The organism is Nonomuraea jiangxiensis, assembly GCF_900099965.1.
Taxonomy (GTDB): Bacteria; Actinomycetota; Actinomycetes; order Streptosporangiales; family Streptosporangiaceae; genus Nonomuraea; species Nonomuraea jiangxiensis.
The window spans coordinates 439,284-454,545 of the sequence record NZ_FNDJ01000004.1; the positions used below are offsets into that span (position 1 = coordinate 439,284).

At 72.2% G+C, this 15,262-nt stretch carries 15 protein-coding genes; 10 read left to right on the forward strand and 5 right to left on the reverse strand.

What is annotated here, in order from left to right; genetic code table 11:
• Nucleotides 1–33: 33 nt before the first annotated feature.
• Entirely contained in the window at nucleotides 34–477 is a 444-nt protein-coding gene (locus tag BLS95_RS11415) for a helix-turn-helix domain-containing protein (RefSeq protein WP_090930870.1), read from the reverse strand.
• A 739-nt stretch (nucleotides 478–1,216) separates the two neighbouring features.
• Between BLS95_RS11415 and BLS95_RS55560 the strand changes: the two genes are divergently transcribed.
• A complete protein-coding gene (locus tag BLS95_RS55560; protein ID WP_176993133.1) occupies nucleotides 1,217–1,363 on the forward strand; it encodes a hypothetical protein in 147 nt (48 codons plus the stop codon).
• Between the two features lie 61 nt (nucleotides 1,364–1,424).
• Here BLS95_RS55560 and BLS95_RS11420 read toward each other — a convergent pair whose 3' ends face one another.
• Nucleotides 1,425–1,925: a hypothetical protein gene (locus BLS95_RS11420; protein WP_143043669.1), complete on the reverse strand. Its 501-nt coding sequence runs from the start codon at nucleotides 1,923–1,925 to the stop codon at nucleotides 1,425–1,427.
• A 218-nt stretch (nucleotides 1,926–2,143) separates the two neighbouring features.
• On the opposite strand from BLS95_RS11420, the gene BLS95_RS11425 reads away from it, so the two are divergent.
• On the forward strand, nucleotides 2,144–4,933 hold the full coding sequence (locus BLS95_RS11425) for an AfsR/SARP family transcriptional regulator (protein ID WP_176993134.1): 2,790 nt from the start codon (nucleotides 2,144–2,146) through the stop codon (nucleotides 4,931–4,933).
• A 111-nt stretch (nucleotides 4,934–5,044) separates the two neighbouring features.
• Here BLS95_RS11425 and BLS95_RS11430 read toward each other — a convergent pair whose 3' ends face one another.
• Nucleotides 5,045–5,725, reverse strand: a complete 681-nt coding sequence (locus tag BLS95_RS11430; protein WP_090930873.1) for a GntR family transcriptional regulator — start codon at nucleotides 5,723–5,725, stop codon at nucleotides 5,045–5,047.
• Nucleotides 5,726–5,826: 101 nt separating this feature from the next.
• Between BLS95_RS11430 and BLS95_RS11435 the strand changes: the two genes are divergently transcribed.
• The 8 genes from BLS95_RS11435 to BLS95_RS11470 all read left to right on the forward strand — a co-directional run bounded on the left by BLS95_RS11435 (nucleotide 5,827) and on the right by BLS95_RS11470 (nucleotide 12,993).
• Entirely contained in the window at nucleotides 5,827–6,624 is a 798-nt protein-coding gene (locus tag BLS95_RS11435) for an FAD binding domain-containing protein (protein ID WP_090930874.1), read from the forward strand.
• 133 nt (nucleotides 6,625–6,757) lie between these two features.
• Nucleotides 6,758–7,246, forward strand: a complete 489-nt coding sequence (locus tag BLS95_RS11440; protein ID WP_090930875.1) for a (2Fe-2S)-binding protein — start codon at nucleotides 6,758–6,760, stop codon at nucleotides 7,244–7,246.
• A complete protein-coding gene (locus BLS95_RS58955; RefSeq protein WP_090930876.1) occupies nucleotides 7,243–8,631 on the forward strand; it encodes a xanthine dehydrogenase family protein molybdopterin-binding subunit in 1,389 nt (462 codons plus the stop codon). Before BLS95_RS11440 ends, BLS95_RS58955 begins: the two co-directional genes overlap by 4 nt.
• 2 nt (nucleotides 8,632–8,633) lie before the next feature.
• Nucleotides 8,634–9,647 carry a xanthine dehydrogenase family protein molybdopterin-binding subunit gene (locus BLS95_RS58960; protein WP_090930877.1) on the forward strand — a complete coding sequence of 338 codons (1,014 nt, stop codon included), beginning with the start codon at nucleotides 8,634–8,636 and terminating at the stop codon, nucleotides 9,645–9,647.
• Complete coding sequence (locus tag BLS95_RS11455) at nucleotides 9,641–9,943, forward strand: EthD family reductase (RefSeq protein ID WP_090930878.1); 303 nt, start codon at nucleotides 9,641–9,643, stop codon at nucleotides 9,941–9,943. The genes BLS95_RS58960 and BLS95_RS11455 overlap by 7 nt, the downstream gene beginning before the upstream one ends.
• A complete protein-coding gene (locus BLS95_RS11460) occupies nucleotides 9,940–10,800 on the forward strand; it encodes an AAA family ATPase (protein ID WP_090930879.1) in 861 nt (286 codons plus the stop codon). The genes BLS95_RS11455 and BLS95_RS11460 overlap by 4 nt, the downstream gene beginning before the upstream one ends.
• Before the next feature lie 124 nt (nucleotides 10,801–10,924).
• A complete protein-coding gene (locus tag BLS95_RS11465; RefSeq protein ID WP_090930880.1) occupies nucleotides 10,925–12,088 on the forward strand; it encodes a vWA domain-containing protein in 1,164 nt (387 codons plus the stop codon).
• Complete coding sequence (locus tag BLS95_RS11470) at nucleotides 12,085–12,993, forward strand: amidohydrolase family protein (RefSeq protein WP_090930881.1); 909 nt, start codon at nucleotides 12,085–12,087, stop codon at nucleotides 12,991–12,993. The genes BLS95_RS11465 and BLS95_RS11470 overlap by 4 nt, the downstream gene beginning before the upstream one ends.
• Before the next feature lie 9 nt (nucleotides 12,994–13,002).
• Here the strand turns inward: BLS95_RS11470 and BLS95_RS11475 are convergent, their stop codons facing one another.
• Together BLS95_RS11475 and BLS95_RS11480 are read right to left on the reverse strand one after the other, a co-directional pair.
• Nucleotides 13,003–14,178: an extracellular catalytic domain type 1 short-chain-length polyhydroxyalkanoate depolymerase gene (locus tag BLS95_RS11475; RefSeq protein WP_090930882.1), complete on the reverse strand. Its 1,176-nt coding sequence runs from the start codon at nucleotides 14,176–14,178 to the stop codon at nucleotides 13,003–13,005.
• Nucleotides 14,179–14,291: 113 nt separating this feature from the next.
• Nucleotides 14,292–15,251 carry an ROK family protein gene (locus tag BLS95_RS11480; RefSeq protein ID WP_090930883.1) on the reverse strand — a complete coding sequence of 320 codons (960 nt, stop codon included), beginning with the start codon at nucleotides 15,249–15,251 and terminating at the stop codon, nucleotides 14,292–14,294.
• Nucleotides 15,252–15,262: the final 11 nt, after the last annotated feature.

The following is a 15,262-nucleotide window of genomic DNA, read 5'->3' on the forward strand; positions in this document are numbered from 1 at the left end:
GGATACGCTGGAAAATGGCGCGGAAATCCCGTTTCATCGCTCTTCCTGATCCTCCTGCACGAAGGCATTCAAGACGCGTAACGCGCGTTCCTTCTCCCCGTCCGACAGCTCGGCCAGCCGGCCTACTATCTTCGTGATGCGCTCGTCCGCGAGCGCCTTTTCCAGGGCCCGCCGGCCCGAGCCGGGGGCAGGATTGTTCTTGCCTTCCAGAAGATAGCCGGGGCTGACTTCGAAAACGTCGGCGAGGGCCAGCAGAATGGCCGGTCCCGGATTGTCCCGCACCCCGCTTTTGAGGGCGTAGAGGTATTTCGGGCTGAGGGTCACCCGTCCCGAGCTGACCTCTTCGACTTTCTCGCACACTTCGACGACCCGCCACGGCCTGCCTTTTGCCGGATTGTTTCCGGCGAGAAGTCGCGTCAGGACGACGGACAGCGGCTGGCGTTCGGCTGGATCGTTGGGAAAGGACTGCGCTTCCATGCTTTATGGCCGCCTCGAGGTTATCGCCCTTGTCATGCGAGATCGCCGATTTATGGCCAGAGCCAACAGTAGAGGGCATCGGAGGCGTGTTCAAGGGCCGTGCCTTGACTGCGTCGAGTCAAGTTCCCCGGGTCGAGGTCGTCGCCGGCGACCGTGCCGGGAACGCCTCCGCCGGGTGGTGGGGGCGCCGCCGGATATGTCTTCTGCTGGTTGACGAGTTGCCGCGAGATTTCGCGGAGGTGACGCCTTTGTGCACGCTGCCTGCACAGGTTTCCCGGCCGGCCGGCCCGAATCACGCATTACGATTCGTCCTCAAGGGCGAAGGGGTCCTCGGACAGTCGATTTCGGTCGAGACGGATATCGATATTTCGGACCGGCCATTCCCATGGTTTCTACTCGTGGTTGACACTTCATGGCAGGCGTCGTAAGAATTATCTGGAAGATCCAGCGAATATTGGCCTCCTGGGCGCCGCAGGGATTCGTCCGTGAGTCGTTATTAGCCGTACGGGGCCCGGCTGAACATGCACGGACGCCTTCTCACCCGGTGCTCACCGGAAAATACACCGAAGGTTCTGGGGACCTCATGAATCGACCTGTCAGCCCGTCCGGCCCGTCCGCGGGTTGCCGGCAAGGCAGCAGGCCGGACAATGTCGGCCCGCTCCTGGAAAACCTCCGGTCCGCCTACCCGGGGTGGGTCGTCTGGAGGGCGCGCCGAGATGACGGCGGCCCTGGTTACTGGATGGCCACCCGGGTCCGCGGACCCGCGTACGACCCCGACTCCTCGGCGACGCTCGCCGCCGATTGCGGGCACGAGCTCAGCCGATTGCTCTCGGGCCAGACCGGCGCCCGCCACGACCGCCCCGCCGAGCACCCGGACGCGCAATGACTCGCGAAATGACCGGCGGTGGCCAACCAGGTTCGCACGGCACCTGAATTCCGGCCCGGATTTATCGGCGGCGCCGCTCGTCGATCCATTGCCGCAGCATGCCGGCCCGCCGCTCGTTGTACGGTTCCAGCCACTGCCGTACATACCGGCGAACGCCGAAGGGGAGGCTGAACGCGGAGATCCGCCCCCAGCGCGGCCACCCGTTCCTGCCCTTCCACCACAGATCCGTCTTGCCCGTCACGGTACGGCGGACCTCGACGGCTCTCCCGGCAGGCACCCGGCGGGTCCACAACATGTTGTGCACCTTGATGACGTCCGGGGTGCAGGTGACGCCGTAGAAGTAGGCCCGCAGCAGCATCAGCACGCCGGGCGCCGCCAAGGGCACCGAGACGACGGCCACCGCGACCAGCTCCGCCGACGAGGCCAGGGCCAAGTCCTCCGGCAGCGAACGGCCGTCCGCCCCGTTCATGACGGTGGTCGCCCACAGCATGCCGAGCCCTATGTAGACCAGCCCTGCCAAGGCCAGGCAGCCGCGCACGATCGGGTGTGCTCGCAGCTTCACAACCCCCATGATGTGCGCCGAGCCGGCCCCGCGCGACAGGGAATCCACCCCCTACGCGCGGGCCCCGCACCAGAGGATTGTTCGAGCCGTTACCGGCCTAAACTCGGATGGACATGCCAGGCGTGGCCCATGGTCCCGGGGGCGCCGGCGACGGGGTTGTCTGGGTGATGGGAGGTCGGGCATGGCCGGAACGTCTCCCGGAACGGCTGCGGGGTTGCATGGCGGGTGAGGTCAGCTTCGGCATCCTCGGACCGTGGGAGGTCCGCATCGGCCGGGAGCTGACGACCGTGCCCGCCGGCCGGCAACGGACGATCCTGGCGTCATTGCTGCTGTCGGTGGGGGAGTCGGTGTCGACCCCCATGCTCGCCCAGCGGCTCTGGCCCGATCAGGGCCCGGACTGGCCGCAGGGAGCGGTGCACACCTACGTCACCAGGCTGCGGCGGGTGCTCGGGCCGGAGCTCATCCAGACGTGCCCGGACGGCTACCGGCTCAAGGTGGAGGCCGACACCGTCGACCTCCACCGGTTCCGCGGCCTGGTGCGCCGCGCCGGCCTGGCCGACGCCGCGGAGGAGGAGCTGGCGCTGCTGCGCGAGTCGCTGAAACTCTGGCGCGGCAGGCCCTTCGGAAACTCCCGCGACGCCTGGCTGGAGCAGGAGATCGTACCCCTCCTGATGGAGGAGTGGTTCGCCGCCACCGAGCGCCGGATCGACCTGGAGCTGGCCGGCGAGCCGCCGGGGCACCTCATCGCCGAGCTGTCGGACCTGACCAACCGCTACCCGACCCGCGAGTCGCTGTGGGCGCGCCTGATCACCGCCCTGCACCGCGGCGGCAGGCGGGCCGAGGCGTTGAGCGCCTATCAGCGCGTCCGTACGGTGCTCAGCGAGGAGCTCGGCCTGGATCCGGGCGAGCGACTGGTCCAGCTGCACCAGACGGTGCTCATGGGCGACGCCGCCGACCATCCGGCCATCCCGCCCGCCCGGCGCGAGCCGCCCAGGCCCCGGCAGTTGCCGCACGACATCGTCTGCTTCACCGGCCGCAGCCAGGAGCTGGCCGCGCTGGAGCGGCTCCCGTACGGAGCGCCGGCCCCGGGCCGGAACGGGCGCGCCCCGACGGTGGTGGCCATCGACGGCGCGCCCGGCACGGGTAAGACGACGCTCGCCGTGCACTGGGCGCACCGCGTCGCCCACGGCTACCCCGACGGGCAGCTCTACCTCAACCTGCGCGGATACGGCCCGGCCGACCCGATGACCTCCGCCGCGGCGGCGGAGAGCCTGCTGCGCCGCCTGGGCGTGGCCAGCGAGGCCATCCCCGTCGACGTGGACGAGCGCTGCGCGCTGCTGCGGACCATCCTCGCCGACCGGCACGTGCTCATCCTGCTGGACAACGCCCGCGACGCCGACCAGGTGCGCCCCCTCCTGCCGGGCACCAGCGGCCTGGTCGTCGTGACGAGCCGCAACCAGTTGAGGTCCCTGTCGATCCGCGACGGCGCGTACCGCGTCACGCTGGGCGCGATGCCCGAATCGCAGGCCATCGAGCTGCTGGCGGCGACCGTCGGCTCGGCTCGGGTCGCCCGCGAGCCCGAGGCGGCCTCCAGGCTGGTCGCGCTCTGCGATCACCTGCCGCTCGCGCTGGCGGTCGTCGCCGAACGCGCGCAGCGCGCCGCCACGCTCGGCGAGGTCGTGGAGGCGCTGGAGGACGAGAAGGCCCGCCTCGACAACCTGGGCACCGGCGAGAACGATCCGAACACCGACCTGCGCGCCGTCCTGTCATGGTCGTACGGGGCGCTCAGCCCGGCGGCGGCGGCCACGTTCCACGTGCTCGGCCTGCACCCCGCCGGGGACATCGCGCTGGAGGCGGCCGCGGCCCTGGCCGGCCTGTCGCCCGCCGAGGTCGAGCGCAGCGTCGACCAGCTCCTGGCGGCGCACCTGCTCGAACAGCGCCACCCCCGGCGCTACCAGCTGCACGACCTGATCCGCCTGTACGCGGTCGACCAGGCCCGGCTGCACATGTCCGACGACGAGCGGCGGGCCGCCGTCCGGCGGCTGCTCGACCACTACCTGTTCGCGTCCGTCAGCGCCGACCGGCAACTGCTGCCGGGCCGGCGCCGGGAGTTCGTGGAGCCGATGCGGCCGCAGCGGCCCGCGTCCCCGTTCGCCGACGCGGGTGAGGCGCTGGCCTGGCTGGAGCTGGAGTTCGACTCCCTGCGGGCGGTGACGTCGTGGGCGGCCACGAGCTCGGAGTGGGCGGGCTACGCCTGGCGTACGACCATGGCCATGACCAGCTTCTTCGACGCCCGGATCCCGTGGTCCGACGGCCTGGACTTCCTCATGTCCGCGGTGAGCGCGGCGCGGACCGCGAACGAGCCCGTCGGCGAGGCGTACACCCTCAACTCCGTGGGCTGCCACTACTCCGACAGGGGCGAGGTCGGGCTGGCGGAGAAATACTTCGGCGAGGCCCTCACCCTCTTCCAACAGGCCGGGCACGTTCACGGCGAGGCCATGGCGCTGGGCAACCTCGGCATGGTCCAGGGCGAGGCCGGTAAATACGAGACGGCGCGGCGGCATCTGACCCGCGCCCTCGAACTGCACGAGAGTTGCGAATACCCCCGCGGCGTCGGCCTGGTCCTCGACAACCTGGGCATGGCCCACATCGTGGCGGGCGACTACGGGCGGGCGGTACGCGCCTTCCGGCGGGCCCACGAGATCCTGGTACGGGCCGGCGACGAACCCTCCGACGCGCAGTGCCTGCGGAACATGGGCCGCGCCTACGCCATGACGGGCGACGTCCGCAACGCCGTACGAGCCTTCCGCCTGGCCATCGACATCTTCCGCCGCATGGGCAACCAGCGCTGGGAGGCGGTCACCCTCGCCGATCTCGGCGAGGTGCTCCACGAGCACGGGCACGCCCTGCTCGCACGCGGCATCCTGCGAACGGCGCACGGGATGATGAAGGACCTGGCCGACCCCCGCGCCAAGGACCTGGAGACGATACTGACGACCACCGGCTGAGCCCCCGCCACGGCCGCCACCCTTCAGACGCCGTCCTTCAGAAGCCGACCGCGCTGTGCCGACCGCGCTGTGCTGGCTGATTCCCGCTCTCGCTCCCGTTGTCGGCCGGCCTCAGCCGGTGGCGGTGTTGTCGCGGGTGCGGCCGTGGGCGTCGTGTGGGAGGTCGGCGTAGTGCCACTGGTGGTCGCGGGCCTGCAGGCAGGCCGTCTCCAGGTCGCCGGCCTCGATCGCGGCCAGCAGTTCTGCGTGGTCGCGGACGATGTCGTGCAGGTCGACCTCGGTGGCGACCATCGTGACCGAGGTGCGTGCCTCGATCTGCAGGCCCTCCCAGGTGAGCTTGAGCAACTCGTTGTGCGCGGCCTCGACGATGTGCCGGTGGAAGGACACGCTCGCGCGTGCCGAGGCCTCGTCGTCGCCGCGTTCGGCGGCGGCCCGCATCGCCTCCACCTCCGCCCGCATCGCCTCCACGGGCACGGTCCCGGCCAGCAGGGCGAGCCGGGTGGCCGTCTCCTCCAGCGCGGCCCGGACGACGTAGCTCTCGCGCAGGGTCTCCTGGATGAAGGGCCGGACGAAGGTGCCCCGGCGCGGCTGCGTCTCCACCAGCCGCATGGCCTCCAGTTCGCGCAGCGCCTCGCGGACCGGCGCCTGGCTGGTGCCGTACGTGGCCGCGAGCCGCGTCTCCACCAGCCGCTCGCCGGGCCTGACCTGTCCGGAGACGATCCGGCTGACCAGCGAGTCGCGGATCTGCCGCGCCAGCGTGAGTCGCGGCAGCTTGGCGGGCTCTTCGGTCATGGCGCGATCCTACCGATCATCGATGGACAAGATCCCTTGACGGGCCACTGTCGATAATCAATTATCGATAATTGTTGAACCCCCGCACAGGGAGGCCGCACATGGTGATCCAGGCGGTGCACGTGCCGGAGTCCGTCGATGCCGTGGTGACCTGCTCGGCCAGGGGCGGCCTGCTCATGGGCGGCGGAACGGTCGTGATGCCGCTGGTCAACAGCGGGTCCGCGGCCGTGACCGAGCTGGTCAGCCTGCGCCGCGCGGGGATGGACGGCATCGAGGTGAGCGACGGGGTGGCCACGATCGGGGCGGCGGCCACGCTCGCCGCCGTCGGTGAGCACCCCGGGCTCGCCTTCCTCCGCCCGGCGCTGCGCACGATCGCCTCCCCGACCATCCGCAACCAGGCCACCGTGGGCGGCAACCTGTTCGTCCCGCAGCCGTACGGCGACCTGGCCGTCTGCCTGCTCGCCCTGGAAGCGACCTGCGAGCTCGCCGGCCCGGCCGGCCGGCGGGAGGCCCCGGTGGCCGACGTCCTGACCACCGGGATCGCCCCGGGCGAGGTCGTCGTCGCGGTACGGTTCGCGCTGCCGGAGCCGGGCACCTGGCACTACCACAAGGCCATGCGCCGCCGCCTGAACTCGGCCGCCATCGTCACCGTCGCCTCCGTCACCTCGGCCGGCGACTACAGGATCGCCCTGGGCGGCCTCGCCCCGCGCCCGGTGCGCGCGGTGTCCGCCGAACGCCTGCTGCGCGGCCGGCCGCTGACCCCCGAGAGCCTCACCGAGGCGGGCGAGGCGGCCCGCGCCGACATCGACCCCTTCGACGACGCCTACGCCAGCGCGTGGTATCGGGCAAGAGTCCTGCCCGTGCACCTGCGCCGCGCCTTCCTCCCCGAGTCCCCTTGAGACCCCGCAACCCCAGATCCCGCCGCAACCACTGATCCCCGCGACCCCCGATCTCCCCGCGACCCCCGATCTCCCCGCAAACCCCGATCTCCCCGCAAACCCCCTGAGCGATCGCATCAAAAGAGGTGGGACAGTGCCGTCACAGATCGTCTCGCTTGACGTCAACGGTGAGCGACGCGAGTTCATCGCCGCGCCGGGGGCCACACTGCTCGCCTGCCTACGCGAGTCCCTGGGGCTCACCGCGGCCAAGCGCGGCTGCGCGCAGGGCGCCTGCGGCACCTGCACGGTCCTGGTCGACGGCCGGCCCGAGGCCGCCTGCCTGGTCGCGGTGGAGACCGTCGCCGGCAGCGCGATCCGCACGCTGGAGGGGGTCGCCACCGGGGGCGACCTGGACGAGGTGCAGAGCGCCTTCATCGACTGCTTCGCCACCCAGTGCGGCTTCTGCACCCCCGGCATGATCATGGTCGCCGAGGCGCTGCTCGATCGCGATCCGGACCCGAGCGAGGCGGACGTCATCGAGGCCATCTCGGGGAACGTCTGCCGGTGCACCGGCTACCGGCCCATCGTGATCGCCATCCTGGAGGCGGCCCGGCGGCGCCGCGAGCGGGCGGTGACGCGATGACGTACCGGCTGGCCCCCATCGACACCGGCGCCTTCGCCGCCGAGCGGGACGGCGGCGACCTCACCGTCATCGGCTCGGTGGTGCGGCGCTCGGACGCGCGCGGGCACGTCACCGGGCGTACCGAGTTCTTCGAGGACGTGGCCCCGCCGCGGCTCGCGCACCTGAAGATGCACCGCTCGGCCCGGCACCACGCGCGGATCAGGGACGTGGACGCGACCGAGGCGCTGGCCGTGCCCGGCGTCCTGCGCGTCCTCACCCACGCCGACGTGCCGAACAACCTCTACACCGTGCTCAAGCTGATCGGCGTCCAGCCGGACGACGAGCCCGTCCTGGCCGTGGACAAGGTGCGCTACCTCGGCGAGCCCATCTGCGCCGTGGTCGCCGAGACCGAGGCGGCCGCGCTGGAGGGCGCGGCCCGGGTCAAGGTCGCCTACGATGACCTGCCCCCGGTCTTCGACGTCGAGGAGGCGCTGCGGGAGGGCGCGCCGCTGGTCAACGAGTACCAAGGACAGAACCACTTCGTGTACGAGGGGCACCACTGCCGGCGGATCCGGTTCGGCGACGTGCGGGAGGCGTTCGCGCGGGCCGACCACGTCTTCGAGTGGCGCTACCAGTCGGCGCCGATCGAGCAGGCGCCCGTCGAGACCACCGGCTGCGTCGTCGTCCCGCAGGCCGACGGGCGGCTGCGCATCCACTCCGACACCCAGGCGTGCTTCTTCACCCTCGACAACACCGCGCTCATCCTCGGGACGCCGTTCAACAAGCTGCGCATCGTGGGCGGCACGGTCGGCGGCGGCTTCGGCGGCAAGGTGGACGTGGTGGTCGAGCCGATCGCGTGCGTCGCGGCGATGGCGGTCGACCGTCCGGTCAAGTTCGTCTACGACCGGGCCGAGGAGATGCAGGTCTCCTCGCCCCGCGCGGCCGAGCGGATCTACATCAAGGACGCGGTCATGGGCGACGGCCGGATCACCGGCCGCCAGGTCACCCTGTACGTCGACGCCGGCGCGTACGCCCGCCACACCCCGTACGGCACCACCAAGGCCGCCGCTCACCTGCCCGGCCCCTACTCCATCCCGAACGTGTGGGCCGACTGCCACTGCGTGTTCACCAACCGCACGCCGTCCAGCGCCATGCGCGGATTCGGCGTGACCATCGCCGACTTCGCGCTGGAGTCGCAGATGGACCGGATCGCCCGCGCCCTCGGCATGGACCCGCTCCAGCTGCGGCTGCTCAACGCCTACCGCGACGGCGACCTCAAGGCGCACCGCAAGGTCGCCAAGGGCACGGCCCTGGTCGAGGTGATCCAGAAGGCGGCGGAGCTGGCCGGGCACGAGTTGCCCGAGACCTACCGCCGGATGTCCTCCACGAGCCGAGAGGGGCTGTAGCGATGGCGAAGCTGCGCGGCCGGGGGTACGCGTCGGTCAACTACCCGACCGGCATGAACCTGGGCGGCGACCCCTCGCAGGCGCTGATCCACGCCACCACCACGGGCACGTTCGTGGTCTCGCTGTCCTCGGTGGACCTGGGCCAGGGCATCAAGACGATCGCCGCCCAGTGCGCCGCCGAGACGCTCGGCCTGCCGATCGAGAACGTCCTGGTCGACACCGCCGACACCGACACCGGCCCGCACTGCATGGGCACGTTCGCCAGCCGCGGCACCCACCGCGTCGGCAACGCCGTCATCATGGCCGCGGCCGAGGCCCGCGGCGTGATGCTGGAGGTCGCCGCCGAGGAGCTGGAGGTCGACGCCGCGGACCTGGAGACCGACGGCACCGGCTACATCGCGGTCAAGGGGGCGCGGGACAAGCGCGTGCACATCACCGACCTGGCGCTGGCCGCGCACTTCAAGCACGGGCGGACGATCTCCGGCCGCGGCATCTACCTCAAGGAGCCGAGCACGCCGGTGCCCGAGACGGGGGAGATGGACCCCGACTCCTGTCAGGCGCACGCGTGCACGGTCGCCGTCGTCGAGGTCGACGACGAGACCGGGGTGGTCGAGGTGCTGGAGCTGTTCAACACCTACGAGGTCGGCAGGGCGCTCAATCCCGCCATGGCGACGCAGCAGGTGGAGGGCGGGGCGTGGATGGGCGTGTCGCACGCCCTGTTCGAGACCACCGAGCCGTACTACCCGGCCCGCGACCACGGGCCGCGCGACTTCGCCGGGTACCTGATGCCGGGGCCCGCCGACCTCCCTGTACAGCACAGCCTGTTGCTGGAGCGCCCGGCCGACAACGGGCCGTACGGGGCGAAGGGGATCGGTGAGATGACGGCGAACGCCCCGATCCCGGCCATCGCCAACGCCATCTTCGACGCCTGCGGTGTGCGCCTGACGGCGATGCCGTTCACCCCCGAACGCGTCCTGCGCGGGCTGGACGCCCTGAGGACGGAGGAACCATGTTGAAAGTCATCTCACTGCTCAAGCGCGCCGAGGGCATGTCCCACGAGGAGTTCGCGAAGTGGGTGGTGGAGGAGCACGTCGAGTTCGCCAGGAAGCTGCCCGGCCTGCGCAGGTACACGGTGAGCGTGAGCAACGGCGACGACGGGGCCTACGACTCGGTGAACGAGCTGAGCTTCGACGACGAGGAGGCCCGCGCAGCCGCGTTCGGCTCCGAGCACGGCAGGGCCGCGGCGGCCGACGCGGCGGCGCACACTTCCCAGCGCGTCCACCTGCTGACCACCGAGCACGCGCAGCTGTGACTCCCGGCCCCGGTGAGCTGGCGGCGGCGCTGGCGGGGAAGGGGTATTTCGCGGACGAGGGCCTGTGCACGGCGATCCACCTGGCGCTGCGGCTGGGCCGGCCGCTGCTGCTGGAGGGCGAGCCGGGCGTCGGCAAGACCGAGGTGGCCGCGGTGCTCTCGCGCGTCACCGGCCTGGAGCTGATCCGCCTGCAGTGCTTCGAGGGGCTGGACTCCGGCCAGGCCCTGTACGAGTGGGACTACCCCAAGCAGCTCCTCCAGGTCAGGGTGGCCGAGAGCCGCGGCCAGGAGGCCGGCGACCTCTACCGTGAGGAGTTCCTGCTGCGCCGGCCGCTGCTGCGGGCCGTGCAGGCGGAGCGGGGCGCGGTGCTGCTGATCGACGAGATCGACCGGGCCGACAGCGAGTTCGAGGCGTTCCTGCTGGAGTTCCTGGGCGACTTCCAGATCACGATCCCGGAGCTCGGCACCGTACGGGCGGGCACGCCCCCGATCGTGGTGCTGACCTCCAACCGTACGCGCGAGCTGCACGACGCGCTCAAGCGCCGCTGTCTCTACCACTGGATTGCCTTCCCCGAGCCGGACCGGGAACGGGCGATCCTGCGGGCCTCGGTGCCGGGGCTGGAGGAGCGGGCCGCCGAGGGGCTCGTCCGGGCGGTGCAGCGAGTACGCCGGCTGCCGCTGCTCAAGCGGCCCGGCATCGCCGAGTCGGTGGAATGGGCCAGGGGCGCCATGGCGCTCGCGGAGGGCGGCGACCCGTGGCCCGTGGCGCTGCGCCGGGCCCTCGGCCTGCTGATCAAGGACGAGGAGGACACCCGGCTCCTCCTGGACCACGCCGAGGAGCTGTTCACCGATGCCTGACCCGGCCGCGGCGAGGACCAACCGCCCAGCGGCCGACCAAACGGCTGACCCGGGGGGAGACCCGGTGGCAGGCCCGAGGGGAGGCCCAGCGGCAGGCCCAGCGGCAGGCCCGGCGGCAGGTCCGGTGCAGCTTGTCGCGGACCACCTGTGGGGGTTCCTGGCCGCGCTGCGCCGGGCCGGACTGCCCACCGCCCCGCCGAAGCGGGCCGACCTGCTCCGGGTGATCGCCGAGACCCCGCCACCCGACCTGCCCACCCTCTACTGGTACGCCCGGATCACCCTGCTCCAGGACGTGGCCGGCCTGCCCGCCTTCGACCGCGTCTTCGACGCCTGGTTCCGGCGGGGCGCCTCCGACGACCCGCCGATCCAGGGGGAGGACGAACGTGCTCCGTCACCCGGCGGTCCCGGCGCGGACGACCCGCCGCCCCGCGAGGTGCGGCCGGGCGACGGGATCGAGGCCAGCACCCTGAGCACCCACGGCACGCGGGACTTCGGCCGGACCGGCGAACGCGGCCACGCGCTCATGCGTGCCCTCGAAGCCGCCTGGCCCGCCGCGCTGCCCGCCACCCCGTCCAGGCGCCGCCGCCCGGCCCGGTCGGGCGACCGGCTGGACGTCCGGCACGCCTGGCGCCGAGCCCGCCGCCACCACGGCGAGTTCATCGAACTGCGCCACCTCGCCCGCCCGCCCCGCCCGCGCCGCCTGCTGATCCTGGTCGACGTGTCAGGCTCGCTGCGGCAGCACACCCCCGACCTGCTCCGCGTGGCGCACACCGCGCTGCGTGCCGCGCCCGCCCGTACCGAGGTGTTCACCTTCGGCACCCGGCTCACCCGGGTCACGGCCGCGCTGTCACACCCGCACGCCGACCGGGCGCTGAGGTCGGTGTCGAGGATGGTCACCGACGCCGACGGTGGCACGGCGATCGGCGAGGCGCTGGAAGGCTTCCTGGCCGATCCGCGCTTCGTCGCGCTCGCCCGCGGCGCGCTGGTGATCGTCCTGTCGGACGGGCTCGAACGCGGCGACCCCGCCCCCATGGTCCGCGCCACGGCCCGGCTGTCGCGGCTCGGCCACCGGCTCGTCTGGTGGTCCCCGCTGGCCTGCTCGCCCGCCTACCGCCCCGCCACCCGCGCCATGTCCGCCCAGTTGCCGAGCCTCGACCACCTCGGCGGCGTACGCGACCTGGCCACCGCGCTGGCGGAGGTCCGCCGCCTTCCCGCCGTCCTGTCCGGCCCCCGCCACACGGCGGCCCGCCACTGGTCCACCCCGCACCTCATGGGAGCCCCCCGATGACCGCCTCCGCCCCCGGCCGCTCCGGGATCGTCGACGCGCACCACCACATCTGGCGGGCCGCCGACCTGCCCTGGCTGCAGGGGGAGATGGTCCCGCGCATCTTCGGCCCGTACGAGCCGATCCGCCGTGACTATCTCCCCTCCGAGTACGTCGCCGAGGCCACCGCCTGCGGCATCTCCTCAGCGGTCTACGTCCAGGCGAACTGGTCGCTCGACCGCTGCGTGGACGAGGTGCGCTGGCTGCGGGACGTACACGCCGAGACCGGCTGGCCCACCGCCGTGGTGGGCTGCGCCGACCTGTTCGACGAGGACGCCCCCGACGTCATGCGCCGCCAGGCCGCCCTCACTCCGCTCGTCCGCGGCACCCGGCTGCAACTGCACTGGCACGAGCGGCCCGAGTTCCGCTTCGCGACCGGCCCGGACCGCATGAAGGATCCCGTCTTCCGGCGCAACCTCGCCGCGCTCGCCGACCTCGGCTGGCTGTTCGAGCTCCAGGTGTTCCCCGCCCAGTTGCCCGACGCCGCCGAGCTGGTGGCCGGCTTCCCCGAGGTGACGTTCGTGCTCGTCCACGCCGGGATGCCGGTGGAGACCGACCCGGCGGGCGTCGCGGAGTGGAGGCGGGGCATGAAGCTGCTGGCCGAGCTGCCCAACGTCGTGGTGAAGCTCACCGGCCAGGGCACCTTCGTGCATCGCGTGGACCGGCCGCTGATCGACCGGGTGGCGGCCACGTGCCTGGACCTGTTCGGCTCCCGCCGCTGCATGTGGGGGAGCAACTTCCCCATCGAGAAACTCTGGACCGGCCTGCCCACCCTGCTGTCCACCTGGCAGGAGGTGCTCGCGGGCCGGTCCGCCGAGGAGGTCCACGACGTGTTCACCGCCACGGCCACCCGCGTCTACCGCCTCTGAGCAGCGCGGTCAGCAGGTGCCCACCTCGTAGTGGTTCGGGCCGGTCTGACGGAGCGTGGTGATCACGAACGTGTTCCACAGCCCCATCGGCTGGTTCGAGCCGTTGGCGTAGGCGTAGCCCCCCGACTGGTGGGCGCGCCCCGCCTGGGTGTGGGCGTAGTTGCTGGCGGTGAAGCACCCGAGCGGCGGCGTCGGCGTCGGTGTCGGGGTCGGGTCGGGATCAGGGCCGGGGCCGGTGCCGCCGGCGAGGTCGAAGAAGCGGGTGTCGTGGTACGCCGAGCAGATCGTGTCCAGGAAGTAGGCGCCCGCCGTGCCGCACTGGTCGGCCGCGCCGCCCGGGTCCACCGGGGTGCCGTGGCCCATCCCGGCGATCTTGTAGTAGCGCAGCGCGCCGGTCCCGTACGTCTCCATCGTCGTGCCGCCCGGCAGGCTCGCCGTCGAGGCCGGGGTCGTGGGCAGGCCGAGCACGTTGGTGAACTGGTCTCTCAGCTCGTCGCCGTTGGCCTTGTTGACCGTGTAGTCGGCCTGGCCCTGCCAGATCGCCACCTTCGGCCGGGGGCCGGTGTAGCCGGCGTACGCGGCCCGGACCAGCGAGCCCCAGTCGGCGGGTGACTTGCTCACCGGGCCGAGCATGCAGGTGTAGGTGGCAGCGGGCGGAGAGCAGCGGTACGGGAGGCCGGCGACGATCGAGGCGGCATGGAACAGCTCGGGATAGGTGGCGATCATCACGGCGGTCATCGCGCCGCCCGCCGACAGGCCGGTGATGGAGATCCGGGCCGGGTCCAGCCGGTAGGTGCTCGTCGCGTACGCCACCATCTGGGCGATGGACAGCGCCTCGCCCTGGCCGCGCCGGATGTCGCCCTCCTGGAACCACTGGAAGCAGTTCGTGGGCGCGGTCGTGGCCTCCGGGTAGATCAGGGCGAAGCCGTGCTGGTCGGCGAACTTCCGCCAGCCCGAGTTGGTGTGGTACGCGCTCGCGCTCTGCGTGCAGCCGTGCAGGGCGACGACGGCGGGTGAGCCGGGCGGCAGGTTGTCGGGCACGTAGGCCCACATGTTGAGGGCGCCGGGGTTCGAGCCGAACCCGGTGACCCTGACGAGGGTGGCCGCCTGGGAGGCCACCGGCAGGGCGATCAGCGCGAGACAGAGAAGGAGGGCGGTCGCGGTGCGGCTGAGCAGTCCATTCATGGCCGACTCCGGGGTGAGGGACTTGCCGCGACCGTACGCTCCGCGCCTGCCCCCGGATATGTGGCACGAGCCCGGTTTAGGGGCGCCGGGCATGTGCGCCCGGCACCCGCGGGTCAGGACAGGGGAGCGACCAGCTGCTCGCCGCCCTCGCTGGGATTTCCGCTCGCCGGGCCCCGCGAGGCGAGCAGCGCGGTACGCGCCGCTCCGAGCAGGCCGGACTGCCGTCCGAGCAGGGACGGCTCGACGGTCGTCCGCCGGACGAAGCCGAGTGTGGCCAGCCGCCCGAGATGGCTGCGCAGCGGCGCGAACAGGGTCTGACCCGCGGCCGACACGCCGCCGCCGATCACGACGCGGTCGAGGTCGCACATCGTCGACGCGGCGACGATGCCGCGGGCGAGAGCCTGGGTGCCCTGGTCGAAGGCGGCCAGCGCGACGGCGTGGCCCTGACCGGCGTCGGCGGCGAGGGCACGGGCGTCGGTGCCGGTCCAGCCGTGCTCCCGGGCCCAGCGGACCATCGACGGGCCGCTCGCGTACGCCTCGACGCAGCCGGCGCCCCCGCACGAGCAGGGATGCCCGCCGGGCTCGACCACCACGTGACCGATATGGCCGGCGTTGCCGCTCGGCCCCGGGTAAGGAGCGCCGTCGAGCACCAGGCCGCCGCCGATGCCGGTCGAGACGACGATCCCGAGCATGGAGACGGCGCCGCGGCCCGCGCCGCGCCAGTGCTCACCCACCGCGGCCGCCACGCCGTCGCCCACCAGGCTGACCGGCACCCCGGGCACGATGCCTCGGACCTCCTCGACCAGCGGGAAGTCACGCCAGGCGGGGATGTTGACGGGGCTGACCGTGCCGCGCACCATGTCGAGCGGCCCGGCCGAGGCCAGCCCGACCGCGCTGATCGGCACGCCGTCCGTCACCGACGTCAGCAGCGCCCGCAGCGCCTGGCCGAGCGCGCCTTCCGTCGCCGGGGTGGGGGTCTCGGCGTGCCCGCTCACCTGCCCGTCCGCGCCGACCAGCCCAGCAGCGATCTTGGTACCGCCGATGTCCACGGCGAGCACGACGTTCTGGTCCAAGTGATCATCCT